The sequence below is a fragment of the Paracoccus caeni genome (assembly GCF_016629665.1).
GTDB classification, from domain to species: domain Bacteria; phylum Pseudomonadota; class Alphaproteobacteria; order Rhodobacterales; family Rhodobacteraceae; genus Paracoccus; species Paracoccus caeni.
In genome coordinates this window covers 1,077,856-1,092,687 of the sequence record NZ_JAEPRQ010000001.1, presented here as the reverse complement: position 1 = coordinate 1,092,687, position 14,832 = coordinate 1,077,856, and the positions used below count along the sequence as shown (strand labels likewise).

The window sequence follows — 14,832 nt, the reverse complement described above, 5'->3', positions numbered from 1 at the left end:
CAGATGAAGACCGTTATCAAAACCCTCATCGCGGGCTGTTTCGCATTGTCCACCGCTGGCATCGCACTGGCGCAGGACAATCCCATGGTCGGCGGCGCCGCCATGTTCACCGACAAGAACATCGTCGAGAACGCGATGAACTCTGCCGATCACACCACGCTGGTTGCGGCGGTGCAGGCGGCGGGTCTGGTGGAAACGCTGCAGGGCGAAGGCCCCTTTACCGTCTTTGCCCCCACCAATGCCGCGTTCGAGGCCCTGCCCGCAGGCACCGTCGAAACGCTGCTGAAACCCGAGAACAAGGAAATGCTGACCAAGGTGCTGACCTGCCACGTCGTCGGCGCCAATGCCATGGCAGCCGATGTTCAGAAGATGGTGGAGGATGACGGCGGCAAGCATGTGATCGAGACGCTTGGCGGCTGCATGATCACCGCCGAGGTCAAGGACGGCATGGTCACGCTGACCGACGAAACCGGCGGCGTTGCGACGGTGAATATCGCCGATGTCGTGCAATCGAACGGCGTCATTCACGTCATCGACAAGGTTCTGCTGCCGAAGGGCTGACCCCTCGGCAACGCCCGGCCCATACCACGCGCGGTCTCTCCCTCCCGCACGGGTATGGGCCTGTTCCCGCCGGGCACTCCGGCAAAACCCAACCAAAGAAGGAATGTTCTTATGACTGCGATCAAATCGGCTACCGCCGCCCTGCTCTTTTCCGCGATTGCCGCGCCTGCCATGGCGGCCACCGCTGTCGGCCTGTCGGGCGAGAATGAGTTGCACTGGCTGGATACCGAAACCTGGACCCGCACCGGCGGCGTCACCGTAACTGGTGTCGAGGGCCGCCTTCTCGGCATCGATGTGCGTCCCGCGGACGGCAAGCTCTATGGCGTCTTCAGCGATGGCACGCTTGCGACCATTGATCCGCAATCAGGTGCCGCAACCAAAGTCAGCACTTTGGCCACGACCCTTGCCGATGGCGTTTCGGCGACAGTAGATTTCAATCCGGCGGCTGACAAGCTGCGCGTCATGGGCAGCGATGGCACCAGCCTGCGGGTGACGGTCGAAACCGGCGAGGTGGTGACCGATGGCAGCCACGCCTATGAGGATGGGACTGCGCCGAACATCATCGCGGGCGCCTATACCAATTCCTATGCCGGAACCGAGGCGACCCAGCTCTTCAACATTGACGGCGCAGCCGGTTGGCTGGTGCTGCAAGATCCGCCGAACGACGGCAAGCTGAACCCGGTCGGTGAGATCGGCGTCAACCCGACCGAAGCCGGTTTCGACATCGCCTCCGACGGCGAGGGTGGCAATGCGGCTTGGCTGGTCGTCGAAGGCGGCTTCCACTCGGTCGATCTGGAAACCGGAGCAACTACCGAGGCTGGCCGCATCGACGGCGCAAATGTCCGCGACATCGCCATTCTGCCCGCGATGTGAATAGCAAGGGTTGATGGTCTGGCTAGCGTATCGGTCCGAGGTACGATCTGGATATTTGCGGGCCGTCGTCGATGCAGCAGATTTCATCGACAATGAGAAAGCGGGAAGGTTACGGCCCGAACTCGACAACATCGTCACGGGCTTGATCCATATCGCGGCATGACTGGCCGAAAAAATGGAAGAGTGCCTGAAATCTACGCCCCCGGCTTCGGTCGGGGGTCTTCTAAATTTCTGGTTTTTCCATTTCGGAGTGGGGAAAGTATCGGCGGAAGCGGTCAGTGAGCAGAATAAAAAATGACCGTAAAATCGGATACTCAATGTGAAAATCTGGCGGAGCGAGAGGGATTCGAACCCTCGAGACGGTTCCCCGCCTACACACTTTCCAGGCGTGCGCCTTCGACCACTCGGCCACCGCTCCGTGGCGCGGGTCTAGCCCGGCCCGGCGGCAGGCGCAAGTCAGAGCTTTGAGATCCGCTGTTGTAATTCAGCCAATTGACGACGGATTTCGGCCATGTCCTCGGTCTCGGCGGCATCATCCGCGCCTTCTGGCGACGCAGTGCCGCGACTGGCTTCCGGAGTGTCGCCTTCGACGTCGTCAGGCGTCGGGCCGGTATTCCCGGACCAGCCGCTCATCAGCGCCTTGATGAACATCTGTTGCTGGCGCTGCATCGCGTCGAAACCGGGGACATGCGACATCGGGTTTGGCAGCGTCGCCATGTTCTCGATGATCTTCGACTGGTTCTCGCGCAGCATCTCGAAACTTGCCGCCAGGAACTGCGGAACCACCGAACGCGCGTTGGTCGTGTAGCTGCGCACCAGATCGGTCAGCACGTCGATCGGCAGGACATTCTCACCCCTGCCCTCATGCTCGGCGATGATCTGCAGAAGGTACTGTCGCGTCAGGTCGTCGCCCGATTTGAGATCAACGATCTTCACCTCGCGCCCTTCGCGAATGAAGGAGGCAATATCCTCCAACGTCACGTAATCGCTGGTTTCTGTATTATAAAGCCGACGGCTGGCATAGCGCTTGACCAGCAGAGGCGTCGTCGCTGCGGTCATCCGCACCCCCAAACACTCTTCTGGAGGCATGATGATTGCTGCAGTCGCAAAACGCAAAGAAAATTTCGCGGCAGTGCAAAACAGCCGCCATGAACGAAGCCCAAAAAATCAATATCGCGCAAAGAAAAAGGGGCGTCGAAACGCCCCTTTTCCCAAGATCGGTGATCCGAAGATTACTTCGCGGTCGCAGCAGCGGTCGCTTTTTTCACGGCAGCTTGGGTGTCGCGGGTCGCTTTTTCAGCAGCTTTCTGAGCGTCGGTGGCAATGTCTTTGCCAGCGGTCAGAACCAGATCAACGGTGTCGGTCTGAACTTTTTTCGCAACTTCTGCGAACGACGACAGGTGCTCTGCAGCGGTTTCAGCCGAGGCCGAAGCGAAGTCGGTGACGGCTTTGGCGTAGTCCGAAGGCTCCTGACGCGAAGCGGTCAGTTCACCAAGACGCGCGATGGTGTCTTTGGTCCACTGTGCCGAAATCTCGGTAGAACGCTCAGCGGCGGACAGAGCAACGCGAGCCAGCTTTTCGTTCAGCAGAGCTTGCGATTTCAGCGCTTCCTGCACCGAGGAGGTGTCAACCGGGAAGTTCGCCAGCAGGTCGTTCAGGGTCTTTTGAAAGTCAGGGGTCTTGGCCATTTTCTATCTCACTCCGAAAAGGCGGCGGGCGTAAGTTGGGGGAGGAAGGAGTCTCGCCCGCCGCGTTGAGTTAATCATGATGGCAATATGCATGCTGCAGCGCGGCATTTCAAGTATTTTCCTGCTGCGATGCAGAAAAATTTGTCGATTTGGTCAATGTATGCAGGCGTTGCGGCGCAAACCGTTGCGCATTAACGACTTTCGCGCGCCCTGTCAGATGGCGCGTTCATGCACATAGCTGCCGGGCGCGGGCTCCAGTCCCGTTCCGGGATCGCGAGCGGCGATCATCTGCCCTGCGCGCGAGGCCAGCCATTCCCCCCAATGCGGCCACCAGCTTCCATCGCTGAAGCTCGACGATTCGCGCCATGATTGATAACCGTCGGCGAAACCCTTCCCGCCGATATAGTGGCCATATTTCTTCTTCGACGGCGGATTGACGATGCCGGCGATATGGCCCGACTCTGACAGGATGAAGGTCTTGTCGCGTGATCCCATCTGCGCGACGCCCCGCCAGCAATCCTTCCACGGCGCGATATGATCGCTTTCGCAGGCGACCGAGCAAAGCGGAATGGTCACGTCCGACAGGTGCAATTTGTGCCCCAGCAGCTCGAACCCCTCACCGGCGAAGGCATTCTGCTGACACAGGCCCTTGAGATATTGCAGCGCCATCTTGCCCGGCAGGTTGGTGCTGTCACCGTTCCAGAACAGCAGATCGAAGGCCGGAGGCGCCTCGCCCATCATATAGCTGCGGATGGCAGGGCCCCAGACCAGATCATTGGCGCGCAGGAAGCTCATCGTCCGCGACATCAGTTGCGCGCGCATCAGCCCGTGACGCTCGACCTCTTCGGCGATGCCGTTGACGAAATCATCCTGCAGGAAGCTGACGAACTCACCCTGATCCGAGAAATCAGTAAGCGTGGTGAAGAACGTCGCCGAGGCCACCTGATCCATCCCGCGCTGCTTCATCAGCGACAGCGTCAACGACAGGGTGGTGCCCGCGATGCAGTAACCTACCGCGTTCAGCTTTTTCTGCCCGGTCTGTTCCAGCACCTTCCCGATCACATCAAGATAGGATTTGACATATTCTTCCATGCCCACTTCGGCATAGCTTGAATCCGGGTTTTTCCAGCTTACCACGAAAACGCTGTGCCCCTGTTCCACCAGCCAGCGGATCAGGCTGTTCTGCGGCTTCAGGTCGAGGATGTAGAACTTGTTGATCCACGGCGGAAAGATCAGCAGCGGCAGGGCGTGGACCTTATCGGTGGCAGGCTTGTATTGCAGAAGCTCCAGCATCGGCGTCCGGTGAACCACCGCGCCTTCCGATGTGCCGATATTCTCGCCGACGGTGAAGGCGTCACGATCGGCCAGTGACACGACCATCTCGCCACCATTCATCTCGACATCGCGGACCAGGTTTTCCAGCCCTTTCACCAGACTTTCGCCCTCGGTCGCAACCGCGCGTTCCAGCGCGTCGGGATTGGTGGCAAGGAAATTCGTCGGCGACATCATGTCGATGACCTGCTTGGTCAGCCAGTCCACACGCCGCCGCGCCACCTCGTCCGACAGATCCAGATCGCCGACCGCGTCCTGAATCGCCTTCGCGTTGATCAGATATTGTTTGCGAACGAAGCTGAAATAGGGGTGGCTTTTCCATAGCGCGTTGCTGAAACGCTTGTCGGTCGCGCCCTCATCCGCCTCATTCTCGGGGACGACCAGACGGCCACGGGCCATGCCCATCTGCGCACCGGCATAGTTCTTCAGCGTCTCGCCCCAGAAATTCACCTGCTGCTCCAGAATGCGCGAGGGCTGTTCGGTCAGCGTCTTCATCCAGGCATTGGCGGTGTGAAGAAAAAACTCGGTCCCCGGACCCTCGACGCCCGGATTGGGCATCGACCGTTCCGACATCGCGGCGATCAGTCGGCTGCCCAATGCCTCGATCCGCTCGACATTCTCTGCCAGCTTCTGCGCGGCGGGTTTTGCTGCGCCTGCATTCAGCGAATCTTCTGCAACGCGATCAGGATTGGGTTTAATTCTCCCGGAAGTTGTTGATGCCGCGGCGTGCAGCGACTTTTCGCCTGTTTCTTTCGCACCTGCAGCATTTTTAGCCGGGGCGGTCGCGCGACGCGCGGGCTTTGGCTTTTCTGCGGCGGTCGTCGGTTTTTTCGTTGTGGAGGAAGCCTTTGGCTTTCGGGCAGAGGCAGTTACGACCTTTGTCGCACTACCCTTCGCAGCAGTTGTAGCCGACCCTTTCGGCGCAACTTTAGCCTGCTTTTCAAGTGTTTCTTTCGTGCCACCCTGAACAGTCGAAGCCGGGTCCGACTTGCGCGAACTTCTTGCCATGATGAAACTTCCCCCCTATTTACCGTCAAATGATACGCGCAGGCCGGGCGATGCGCAAATAGGGCTTTTAGCCCGTGCCGGGTCGATCAGCGCAGTATTTATGCCGCACCGCAGCAAAGGATGCATGCCGATGGCGAAACGTGGACTTACCGGCATCGTGTCCTACGATGCGATGGAAACGATCAGAAACACCAATGAGTGGATGGGTGCTACGGCACGGGCCATTGGTGCATATCCCGCTTTCGCCCTGAGCCTGAACCCTGCCTTCAAGCTGATGAGTGCTTGGGGCCGCGTCACCGAACGCAGCTTCGCCCGCATGGTGGCCAAGCCCGACTGGCAGATTCCCGCGATTTCTGGCGATGAAGGGCAGGACCACGTCATCTATGTCGAGCCGGTGCTGAAGCGCGCCTTTGGCGATCTGGTGCGCTTTCGCGTTGCCCGCCGTGATCCCTCGCCGCGCAAGGTGCTGCTGGTTGCGCCCATGTCCGGCCACTACGCCACGCTCCTTCGTTCGACTGTGGTCTCTCTATTGCCGGACTGCGACGTCTATGTGACCGACTGGCACAATGCGCGTGACATTCCGGTCAGCAAGGGCAAGTTCGATATCGAGGATTACACCTCCTATCTGGTCGAGTTCATCAAAGAGCTTGGCCCGGACACCAATGTCATCGCCATCTGCCAGCCCGCGCCGCTGGCGCTGGCCGCGACCGCCATTCTGGCCGAACAGGATCCCGCCGCGCAGCCGCGCACGCTGACCCTGATCGGCGGCCCGGTCGATCCCGATGCGGCGGCAACCGAAGTCACCGATTTCGGCAACCGCATGACCATGGGCGAGCTTGAACATCTGTTCATCCAGTCGGTCGGCTTCAAATATGCCGGTGCCGGGCGGATGGTCTATCCGGGTCTGGCGCAATTGACCTCGTTCATCGCGATGAATGCCGAAACCCACAGCAAGGCCTTTATCAATCAGGTCTTTGCCGAGGCGCGCGGCACCGCGTCCGAACATGACAAGCACAACAAGTTCTATGACGAATATCTGGCCGTCATGGACATGACTGCCGAATTCTACCTGTCCACGGTCGAGCGTATCTTCAAGAACCTCGAAATCGCGCAGAACCGCTTTACGGTGAACGGACAGCCGGTCGATCTGACCAAGATCAAGGACGTGGCGATCATGACGGTCGAGGGCGCGAATGACGACATCTCGGCCCCCGGCCAATGCGTCGCCGCGCTGGAGCTGTGCAGCGGCGTCCCGGCCGACAAGAAGATCCAGCACCTTGAACCCGGCGCGGGCCATTACGGCATCTTCGCGGGCAAGTCGTGGCGGCTGAACATCCGTCCGCTGGTTCTGGACTTCATCGACGCGAATATGGACCAGGCCCATCAGGGCTCTGCCAAGAAACGCCGTAACCGCCCTGCCCCGACCCCGGTTGCGTCCGTCACCAGCGAGCCGCCTGCCGAGAACGGCAAGATGGCCGTCTGAACCGGACAGAAAGGCGCTGCCCTATCGCAGCGCCTTCGCGATCCAGTCAGCGACGAACGGGGTCAGTTCCGCCGTCAGATCGGGGGCAAGCGCATTGCCTGCGATGACATGCGCGCCGGGATCGTCCCGCGGCCCCGGCTGAACCCGTTTCACCTCGACCTCTCCGCCCCAGCTTTCCGCCACCCGCTCTGTCGCGCGGTGATCCAGAACCGTGTCGCTGTCGGACCAGATGAACAGCGCCGGTATGCCCGCAGCATTGAAATCGCCCTTCCGCGCATGCCGCAGCAGGGCCGAAACCGGAAGCGCGGCAGAGACCGGATAACAGGCGGTCCAACCCGCCTCATGCGCAGGATTGCGGGTCTCGAAGCAGCGCTCCGGCTGCCCGGCCAGCCGTAGAACCGACCGCATGAGCGGCAGATCCAGCAGCCATGCCCACCGCGCGGAGATGCGGAAATTCGGCGCGATCAGCACAGCGGCGTCGAATTGCTGCGATAGTTCTGGATCGCGCGCCGCCTCGGCCACCAAGGTCGCGCCGGTGGACATGCCGATCACCGCCACCTTGCGCCCCAGCATCCGCCCGATCGCCAACGCTTGCGCAACGTCGCCCCACCAGTCCCGAACCCGCGCGGCATCCATCGCCGCCCCGTCCTCGCCATGCCCGGTCAGCCGGATCGCCACCACATTCGCCCCAAGCGTCCTCGCCACATCCTCGGGCAAGGGCCGCAATTCGGCAGGACTGGCCGAGAAGCCGTGGATATAGACCACCGCCAGATCGGTCCGCTCTCCCGCCTCGCTCGCCCAATGCAGATAGGACGCAACCTCGGGGCGGATACCCCGGTCACGCTCTGCCAGCCATGCGGCGGGATCAGGGATCGGCTGTATCTCGACAGGTGACAGATCGGCAGGCTCTCGCGGGCCAAAGGCCAGCAGCAGCGCAATTGCAGCGCCCGAGATGGCGGCGATCTTCAGCAATCCTGCCATGCGGCCCCCGAAGTGTGAACCCGGCCTTCAGCCCAGAACATCTTCCACCGACCGCACAATCAGGTCCAGACATTCCGGCGTCGAAAACCGATGATCGGCCCCCTTCACAAGGCTTAGCCGGATATCATCGCCCTTGGCATGATCCAGCAAATCCAGCGCCCATTGCATCGGCACATCCTCATCGGCTGTCCCCTGCAACAGCCTGACCGGAAAGGGCAGCGGCAGCGGCTGGTTCATCACCAACTGGTGGCGCCCATCCTCGATCAGGCGGCGGGTGATGATATAGGGCTGATCGTCATATTCGCTGGGCAGCTCGATCCGGCCCTGCTCCATCACCACCCGCCGCTGGTCCTCTGAAAACCCGGCCCAGTAGCCCTGTTCCGAGAAATCCGGCGCCGCCGCAATCGTGACCAGCCCCGCCACCCGCTGCGGCATCGCCCGCGCCAGCAAGAGCGCGATCCAGCCGCCCATCGACGACCCGACCAGAACCTGCGGCCCGTCCGTCTGCGCCTCGATCACCGCGCGCGCATCAGCGGCCCAATCGCCGATCGCGCCGTCCTCGAACAAACCGCTACTGTCTCCATGCCCGGAATAGTCGAAGCGCAGAAAGGACCGCCCTGCCTGCTTCGCCCAATCTTCCAGATACAGCGCCTTGGTCCCGGTCATGTCCGATTTGAACCCGCCCAGAAACACCACGCCCGGCCCTTTCCCCGGCGTGGCGTTATAGGCAAGGCGGCGACCATCGGCGGTGTCGAGATACTGGGTCATGCGAATTCCTTGGTAGCGTCATCAACACACCTGTCCTTACCGACAGGCCCACCCATCTTGACAGTTTTGGCGCCGGGGTCCAATGGAACCTCACATAACCCGCAGCCGGGCGTTCCGTGGGCGCCAAACCGACGAGGAGGACTCTATGTCCCAGATTTCCCTGACCTTCCCCGATGGCAATTCGCGCGATTACCCCGCAGGCATCACCGCCGCCGAGGTCGCCGAAAGCATCGCCCCCAGCCTTGCCAAGCGCGCCATCTCGGCCAATCTGGATGGCCAGCACATCGACCTTGCATGGCCGATCAATGCCAGCGGCGCGATCAGCATCAACACGATGAAGGACGACGCCCCGGCGCTGGAACTGATCCGCCACGACTTTGCCCATGTGATGGCACGTGCGGTGCAGGAATTGTGGCCAGATGTGAAAGTCACCATCGGCCCGATCCGCGATTACGGCTGGTTCTACGATTTCGACCGGGCCGAGCCCTTCACGCCCGAGGATCTGGGCGCGATCGAGGCAAAGATGAAGCAGATCATCGCCGCCCGCGATCCGGTCCGCACCGAGGTCTGGGACCGCGACCGCGCCATCGCCTATTACAAGGAACGCGGCGAGCCGTTCAAACTGGAGCTGATCGACCGCATCCCGGAAGGTCAGGACATCCGCATGTATTGGCACGGCGACTGGCAGGATCTGTGCCGTGGCCCGCATCTGCAAAACACCGGACAATTGCCCGCCGACGCCTTCCGGCTGACCCATGTGGCCGGAGCCTATTGGCTGGGCGACAATACCCGCCCGATGCTGCAACGCATCTATGGCGTCGCCTTCCGCAATCGCGACGATCTCAAGGCGCATCTCACCATGCTGGAAGAGGCCGCCAAGCGCGACCACCGCAAGCTGGGCCGTGAGATGGACCTGTTCCACATGCAGGAAGAAGCGCCCGGTCAGGTCTTCTGGCATCCGAATGGCTGGAACATCTACACCGCGCTGCAAGATTATATGCGCCGCCGCCAGCGCGCCGATGGCTATGTCGAGGTGAACACCCCGCAGGTGGTCAGCCGCAAGCTGTGGGAAGAATCCGGGCATTGGGAAAACTATCAGGAAAACATGTTCATCGTCGAAGTGGACGAGGATCACGCGCGTCAAAAGACCATCAACGCGCTGAAACCAATGAACTGCCCCTGCCACGTCCAGATCTTCAATCACGGTCTGAAAAGTTATCGCGACCTGCCCTTGCGCATGGCCGAATTCGGCTCGTGCAACCGCTATGAACCCTCGGGCGCGCTGCACGGCATCATGCGTGTGCGCGGCTTCACGCAGGACGACGCGCATATCTTCTGCACCGAAGATCAGATCGAGGCCGAAACGAAGAAATTCATCGAGTTTCTGGCGACGATCTATGCCGATTTCGGCTTCGACGGCTGGCGGATCAGGCTGTCCACCCGCCCCGAAAAGCGCATCGGAACCGAGGAAAGCTGGGACCATGCCGAGGAATCGCTGGGCAATGCCTGCCGCAAGGCCGGCTATGATTACGAGCTGTTCCCCGGCGAGGGCGCCTTCTACGGGCCAAAGCTGGAATTCGTGCTAACCGACGCCATCGGCCGCGACTGGCAATGCGGCACGTTGCAGGTGGACCCGAACCTGCCCGAGCGTCTGGACGCGGAATATGTCGGCCCGGATGGTGCGAAACACCGTCCGATCATGCTGCACCGCGCGGTTCTGGGCAGTTTCGAACGCTTCATCGGCATCTTGATCGAAAACAGCGCGGGCAAGCTGCCGTTCTGGCTGGCCCCGCGTCAGGTCGTGGTCGCCTCGATCGTCTCGGACGCCGATTCTTACGTGCAGGAAGTCGTCGCCGCCCTGCGCGCCGCAGGCATCCGGGCCGAGGCGGATACCCGCAATGAGAAGATCAATTACAAAGTTCGCGAACATTCGCTTACGAAAGTTCCCGCTATTCTTGCTATTGGGATGAAAGAGGTCGAAGATAGGACAGTGTCTCTAAGACGCCTGGATCAGCAGGGCAGTAAAATCATCCCGCTCGATGAAGCTGTGGAGTCGCTGAAGTCCGAGGCAACGCCGCCTGATTTGCGCTGAAAAGCGCCGATGCCGCAATGCAGTCACGCCCCCGCTTCGCGGTGGGCGCCTTTCCGCTTGCGTTTCAAATCGATTCGGTCATCCTCGCTTATGCGTGAGCATAAGACTTTCTACCGCCTCCCTTCATGGGCAGCCGGAATACCGAAAGCGGGCTGCACGGCCTGGCGCAATCCTGCGACGGGAGGACTTGAAGGAGAGAACGGTTATGGCGACCGGAACGGTTAAATGGTTCAACGCCACTAAAGGGTATGGCTTCATCGCGCCGGATGAAGGTGGCAAAGATGTTTTCGTCCACATCTCGGCTGTCGAACGCGCCGGGCTTACTGGGCTGAAAGACAATCAGAAAATCGAATATGAGCTGCAGGCGGGCCGTGACGGCCGCGCTTCGGCCAGCGATCTGAAATTGCTCTGATTCTAGACAAAACAATCGAAACGGCCCGCACCCTGCAGCGGGCCGTTTCCATTTTGCGCCCCCGCTTTCCCTGCCCGGCCCGGCCTTTTAGAAAGATGGGTCAGGGCGAGGGAGGCTGCCGATGAACCTGACCGAATATGTGCTGAAAGCGGGTCTTGGCCGCCCTGACAGGCTGGCCCTTGCCGTGGTTGGCCCCTCGCGCGCCGAGCGTTGGTCCTACGCCCGGCTGACCGCCGCCATCCGCGGCACCGCCACCGGCCTGCGCGAATCGGGCCTGAAGCCGGGCGACCGTCTGCTGATGCGGCTGGGCAATACGCCCGCCTTTCCGATTGCCTATCTGGGCGCGATTGCGGCAGGAATCGTCCCCGTTCCCACATCGGCCATGCTGACCACGCGCGAAATCACCAAGATCTCCGCCGAGATCACCCCCACCATGATCGTCGCGGCTGACGGCATCCCCCTGCCCGAAGGATCGTACCCGATCCTGTCCGAAACCGACCTGACCCGTTTCTACACGCTTCCCCCCGCCGATTATGTGCAGGGCGATCCCGACCGGCTGGCCTATATCATCTACACCTCGGGCTCGTCCGGTCATCCGCGTGCGGTGATGCATGCCCACCGCACTATCCTTGCCCGCAGGATGATGTTCGACGGCTGGTATGGGCTGCGCGACAGCGACCGGATGATGCATGCGGGGGCCTTCAACTGGACCTTCACGCTTGGCACCGGCCTGATGGACCCATGGACCATCGGCGCCACCGCCCTGATCCCGGTCGAAGGCACCGCGATCGAGCAACTTCCCCTGCTGGCCTCGCGTCACGGCGCCACGATGATCGCGGGCGCGCCGGGGATTTTCCGGCGGCTGTTGCGTGCCGACTGGGCGCCCATCGCCTCGCTTCGGCACGGGCTGGCAGCAGGCGAACGTCTGGACCCCGGCCTTCGTGCCGATTGGCAAATCCGCACCGGCACCGATCTGCACGAGGCGATGGGCGCGTCCGAAATCTCGACCTTCCTGTCGGGCAGTCCCGCCCGACCGGCCCCGCTTGGCACCGCAGGCTATCCCCAGCCGGGCCGCAGGATCGCCATTCTGGACGCGGAGGGAAACGCCTTGCCTGCGGATCATCCGGGCGCGCTTGCGGTCAGCCGCGACGACCCCGGACTGTTTCTGGGATATGCAGGCCAACCAACTGAAACCGAAGACCGTTTCATCGGAGACTGGTTTCTTACCGGCGATCAGGCGGTGGCCGCAGCGGATGGCGCAATCACCCTGCTTGGCCGCGCCGACGACATCATGAATGCGGGCGGTTTTCGCGTCTCGCCCGCCGAGGTCGAAGAGGCATTGTCCGCCTGTCCCGGCATCGGCGACATCGCCGTGACCGAGATCGCCATCGGCCCCTCGACCAGCATCATCGCCGCTTTCTGGACCGGCGACGCCCCGGTCGAGGCGCTTCGCCAACAGGCAGAACAGGGGCTTGCGCGCTACAAGCAACCGCGCGATTACTTCCACCTCGACGCCCTGCCACGCACAGCCACAGGCAAGATCAACCGCCGCGCGCTGCGCCAAGCCCATTCGAAGGAGGAGCCGTCATGATCCGATTGGATATCTTCGCGGACCCGGTCTGCCCGTGGTGCCTCATCGGCAAGACCGAACTGGACCGCGCCTTGGAAAGCCGCCCCGGCCATCCGTTCGACATCACCTGGCACCCGTTCCGCCTGAACCCGCAGATGCCGCGCGAGGGGATGGACCGCGCCGAATACCTGCGCATGAAACTGGGCGACCGTGCCGCCGAGGCCGAAGCCGCCGTCGCCGAACGTGCCGCCATGCTTGGGCTGCGACTGAACCCCGGCCCCCGCGAACCCGACACCACCGATGCCCATCGCCTGATGCATTGGGCCGGGCTGGAAGGCGCGCAAAGCCGTGTCATGTCGGGCCTTCTACGCGCGCATTGGCTGGAAGCCCGCGACATCGGCGATCCGACCGAACTGGGCCAGATCGCCGCCAATGCCGGGATGGATTCCGAGATGATCCAGAACCTGCTGAAAGGCGATGCCGACCGCGACGAGGTCAACCAGCGAGAGATGCACGCCCGCGAGCGTGGCATCAATTCCGTCCCGACCTTCATCGTCGCCGACCGCCATGCCGTCAGCGGCGCACAGCCCGCCGCGCTGTGGCAAAAGGTCATCGACGAACTGGTCGGCGAACAGCAGGGCTAAGCGCAACGGACTTGCACATCGTGCAAGTCTCGCCTATGCGCCTTCAGCTACAGAAAAGGTGCGCCCATGTCCGAGACTATTCAGGATCCCGGCATGCAGCAGCGGCGGCTGCCATTGCCCGAATTCGTCGCCATGCTGGCGTTTCTCTTTGCGACCATCGCCTTCTCGATTGACGCGATGCTGCCCGGCTTGCCGGAAATTGCCGCAGATCTGACGCCCCAGAACACCAATAACGCCCAGCTTGTCCTGACCGCTTTCGTCGCTGGTATGGGCCTTGGCACGCTGTTCGCCGGGCCGATTTCGGATGCCATCGGCCGCAAGCGCGCGATCACCCTTGGCTTCGTCATCTACGCGGTCGCGGCGCTTGCAGCCGTCTTTGCGCAGTCGCTGGAATTTCTTCTGCTGGCCCGCTTCGTGCAGGGCCTTGGCGCGGCGGGACCGCGTATCGTCGGGCTTGCACTGGTCCGCGATCTTTATTCCGGGCGCGAGATGGCGCGGATCACCAGCTTTGTGATGATGGTCTTTATCATCGTCCCGGCACTGGCCCCTGCCGCAGGTGCCGGGGTGATCTGGCTGTCCGGCTGGCACGGCATCTTCATCGCCTTCATCCTTTTCGCGCTGATCGGATCTGCCTGGCTGAACCTGCGTCAGGCCGAGACCCTGCCGCCCGCGCATCGCCGCCCCCTGCAGGCACGCATGCTGATCGCTTCGGCACGAGAGGTGCTGAACGACCGTCAGGTGATGTTCTGCACGCTGATCCTGACGCTGGGCTTCGGGCAGATGTTCGGTCTGCTTTCTTCCGCGCAGCAGTTGTTCGGAGAAACCTATGGCAAGGGCGACGCCTTCCCGGCATGGTTTGCGCTGATGGCGATCCTGTCGGGATCGGGCACGATCCTGAACGCAACCTTCGTCATCCGCTACGGCATGCGCCGGATCGCCAAATGGGCCTATATCATGCAGACCGTCGTGGCCGGGCTGATGCTGGTCCTGCTTCTGGGCAATCTGCTGCCGGAACCGCTGCGCTTCCCGGCCTTCTTCTTCTGGGCGGTCAGCCTGTTTTTCATGGCGGGCGTGACCTTTGGCAACCTGAACGCTCTGGCGCTGCAACGGATGGGCCATATCGCGGGCATGACCGCCTCGATCGTGTCGGCCGTCTCGACCATTGCCGCCGTGCTGATCGCCGCCCCGGTGGGGCTGCTCTATAACGGCACCGCGGTGCCGGTCGTCGCCGCCGCGCTGATCTGTTCGGGCCTTGCATGGTATCTGATGCGCTACCTTGACGACTGATCCGTAGGGTGCGTGCCCTGCACGCACCGAAACCCGCCCGAACCCGCTTGACTCTGCCCCTGCCCCGTCTATAAGCGCGCACTTCATTGGTGTTGGTGGACCCCGCAAGGGGAACCCTGTCGGGCTTTCGGGC

At 61.9% G+C, this 14,832-nt stretch carries 14 protein-coding genes and 1 tRNA gene; 9 read left to right on the top strand and 6 right to left on the bottom strand.

The features are described 5' to 3' along the window. Positions 1–3 precede the first annotated feature (3 nt). Positions 4–561, top strand: a complete 558-nt coding sequence (locus tag JJJ17_RS05170) for a fasciclin domain-containing protein (protein WP_200684248.1) — start codon at positions 4–6, stop codon at positions 559–561. 111 nt (positions 562–672) lie between these two features. Further along, a complete protein-coding gene (locus JJJ17_RS05165; protein ID WP_200684246.1) occupies positions 673–1,434 on the top strand; it encodes a DUF4394 domain-containing protein in 762 nt (253 codons plus the stop codon). Between the two features lie 328 nt (positions 1,435–1,762). On the opposite strand, the gene JJJ17_RS05160 is transcribed toward JJJ17_RS05165, so the two are convergent. The 4 genes from JJJ17_RS05160 to phaC all read right to left on the bottom strand — a co-directional run bounded on the left by JJJ17_RS05160 (position 1,763) and on the right by phaC (position 5,012). Continuing rightward, positions 1,763–1,852: transfer RNA gene (locus tag JJJ17_RS05160), tRNA-Ser, on the bottom strand. 38 nt (positions 1,853–1,890) lie between these two features. Beyond that, positions 1,891–2,493, bottom strand: coding sequence for a polyhydroxyalkanoate synthesis repressor PhaR (gene phaR, locus JJJ17_RS05155; RefSeq protein WP_200684244.1), 603 nt, complete (start codon positions 2,491–2,493; stop codon positions 1,891–1,893). Positions 2,494–2,666: 173 nt separating this feature from the next. Next, positions 2,667–3,122: a Phasin gene (locus tag JJJ17_RS05150; protein ID WP_200684242.1), complete on the bottom strand. Its 456-nt coding sequence runs from the start codon at positions 3,120–3,122 to the stop codon at positions 2,667–2,669. Between the two features lie 213 nt (positions 3,123–3,335). Beyond that, positions 3,336–5,012, bottom strand: coding sequence for a class I poly(R)-hydroxyalkanoic acid synthase (gene phaC, locus JJJ17_RS05145; RefSeq protein WP_234463873.1), 1,677 nt, complete (start codon positions 5,010–5,012; stop codon positions 3,336–3,338). Here phaC and JJJ17_RS20315 point away from each other — a divergent pair. Next, positions 5,005–5,421: a hypothetical protein gene (locus tag JJJ17_RS20315; RefSeq protein WP_234463872.1), complete on the top strand. Its 417-nt coding sequence runs from the start codon at positions 5,005–5,007 to the stop codon at positions 5,419–5,421. The two genes, phaC and JJJ17_RS20315, sit on opposite strands and share 8 nt — an antisense overlap. 171 nt (positions 5,422–5,592) lie before the next feature. Then, entirely contained in the window at positions 5,593–6,945 is a 1,353-nt protein-coding gene (phaZ, locus tag JJJ17_RS05140) for a polyhydroxyalkanoate depolymerase (RefSeq protein WP_200684238.1), read from the top strand. Positions 6,946–6,966: 21 nt separating this feature from the next. Here phaZ and JJJ17_RS05135 read toward each other — a convergent pair whose 3' ends face one another. After that, positions 6,967–7,926, bottom strand: coding sequence for an alpha/beta hydrolase (locus JJJ17_RS05135; RefSeq protein ID WP_200684236.1), 960 nt, complete (start codon positions 7,924–7,926; stop codon positions 6,967–6,969). A gap of 27 nt (positions 7,927–7,953) precedes the next feature. Continuing rightward, positions 7,954–8,694 carry an alpha/beta fold hydrolase gene (locus JJJ17_RS05130; RefSeq protein WP_200684234.1) on the bottom strand — a complete coding sequence of 247 codons (741 nt, stop codon included), beginning with the start codon at positions 8,692–8,694 and terminating at the stop codon, positions 7,954–7,956. Between the two features lie 145 nt (positions 8,695–8,839). Here JJJ17_RS05130 and thrS point away from each other — a divergent pair, with 145 nt between their 5' ends. The 5 genes from thrS to JJJ17_RS05105 all read left to right on the top strand — a co-directional run bounded on the left by thrS (position 8,840) and on the right by JJJ17_RS05105 (position 14,699). Further along, complete coding sequence (thrS, locus tag JJJ17_RS05125) at positions 8,840–10,786, top strand: threonine--tRNA ligase (RefSeq protein WP_200684232.1); 1,947 nt, start codon at positions 8,840–8,842, stop codon at positions 10,784–10,786. A 205-nt stretch (positions 10,787–10,991) separates the two neighbouring features. Next, on the top strand, positions 10,992–11,198 hold the full coding sequence (locus JJJ17_RS05120; RefSeq protein WP_200684230.1) for a cold-shock protein: 207 nt from the start codon (positions 10,992–10,994) through the stop codon (positions 11,196–11,198). A gap of 121 nt (positions 11,199–11,319) precedes the next feature. Next, positions 11,320–12,789: a class I adenylate-forming enzyme family protein gene (locus JJJ17_RS05115; RefSeq protein WP_200684229.1), complete on the top strand. Its 1,470-nt coding sequence runs from the start codon at positions 11,320–11,322 to the stop codon at positions 12,787–12,789. Continuing rightward, a complete protein-coding gene (locus tag JJJ17_RS05110; protein ID WP_200684228.1) occupies positions 12,786–13,412 on the top strand; it encodes a DsbA family oxidoreductase in 627 nt (208 codons plus the stop codon). The genes JJJ17_RS05115 and JJJ17_RS05110 overlap by 4 nt, the downstream gene beginning before the upstream one ends. Positions 13,413–13,478: 66 nt before the next feature. After that, positions 13,479–14,699: an MFS transporter gene (locus tag JJJ17_RS05105; RefSeq protein ID WP_234463871.1), complete on the top strand. Its 1,221-nt coding sequence runs from the start codon at positions 13,479–13,481 to the stop codon at positions 14,697–14,699. Positions 14,700–14,832: the final 133 nt, after the last annotated feature.

Bases quoted from the DNA above. Each gene is read 5' to 3' on its own strand.
- phaZ (WP_200684238.1), top strand. From the start codon at position 5,593: ATGGCGAAACGTGGACTTACCGGCATCGTGTCCTACGATGCGATGGAA.
- JJJ17_RS05165 (WP_200684246.1), top strand. From the start codon at position 673: ATGACTGCGATCAAATCGGCTACCGCCGCCCTGCTCTTTTCCGCGATT.
- JJJ17_RS05130 (WP_200684234.1), bottom strand. From the start codon at position 8,694: ATGACCCAGTATCTCGACACCGCCGATGGTCGCCGCCTTGCCTATAAC.
- JJJ17_RS05120 (WP_200684230.1), top strand. From the start codon at position 10,992: ATGGCGACCGGAACGGTTAAATGGTTCAACGCCACTAAAGGGTATGGC.
- JJJ17_RS05170 (WP_200684248.1), top strand. From the start codon at position 4: ATGAAGACCGTTATCAAAACCCTCATCGCGGGCTGTTTCGCATTGTCC.
- phaR (WP_200684244.1), bottom strand. From the start codon at position 2,493: ATGACCGCAGCGACGACGCCTCTGCTGGTCAAGCGCTATGCCAGCCGT.
- JJJ17_RS05115 (WP_200684229.1), top strand. From the start codon at position 11,320: ATGAACCTGACCGAATATGTGCTGAAAGCGGGTCTTGGCCGCCCTGAC.
- JJJ17_RS05110 (WP_200684228.1), top strand. From the start codon at position 12,786: ATGATCCGATTGGATATCTTCGCGGACCCGGTCTGCCCGTGGTGCCTC.
- thrS (WP_200684232.1), top strand. From the start codon at position 8,840: ATGTCCCAGATTTCCCTGACCTTCCCCGATGGCAATTCGCGCGATTAC.
- JJJ17_RS05105 (WP_234463871.1), top strand. From the start codon at position 13,479: ATGTCCGAGACTATTCAGGATCCCGGCATGCAGCAGCGGCGGCTGCCA.
- phaC (WP_234463873.1), bottom strand. From the start codon at position 5,012: ATGCCCAATCCGGGCGTCGAGGGTCCGGGGACCGAGTTTTTTCTTCAC.
- JJJ17_RS05150 (WP_200684242.1), bottom strand. From the start codon at position 3,122: ATGGCCAAGACCCCTGACTTTCAAAAGACCCTGAACGACCTGCTGGCG.
- JJJ17_RS05135 (WP_200684236.1), bottom strand. From the start codon at position 7,926: ATGGCAGGATTGCTGAAGATCGCCGCCATCTCGGGCGCTGCAATTGCG.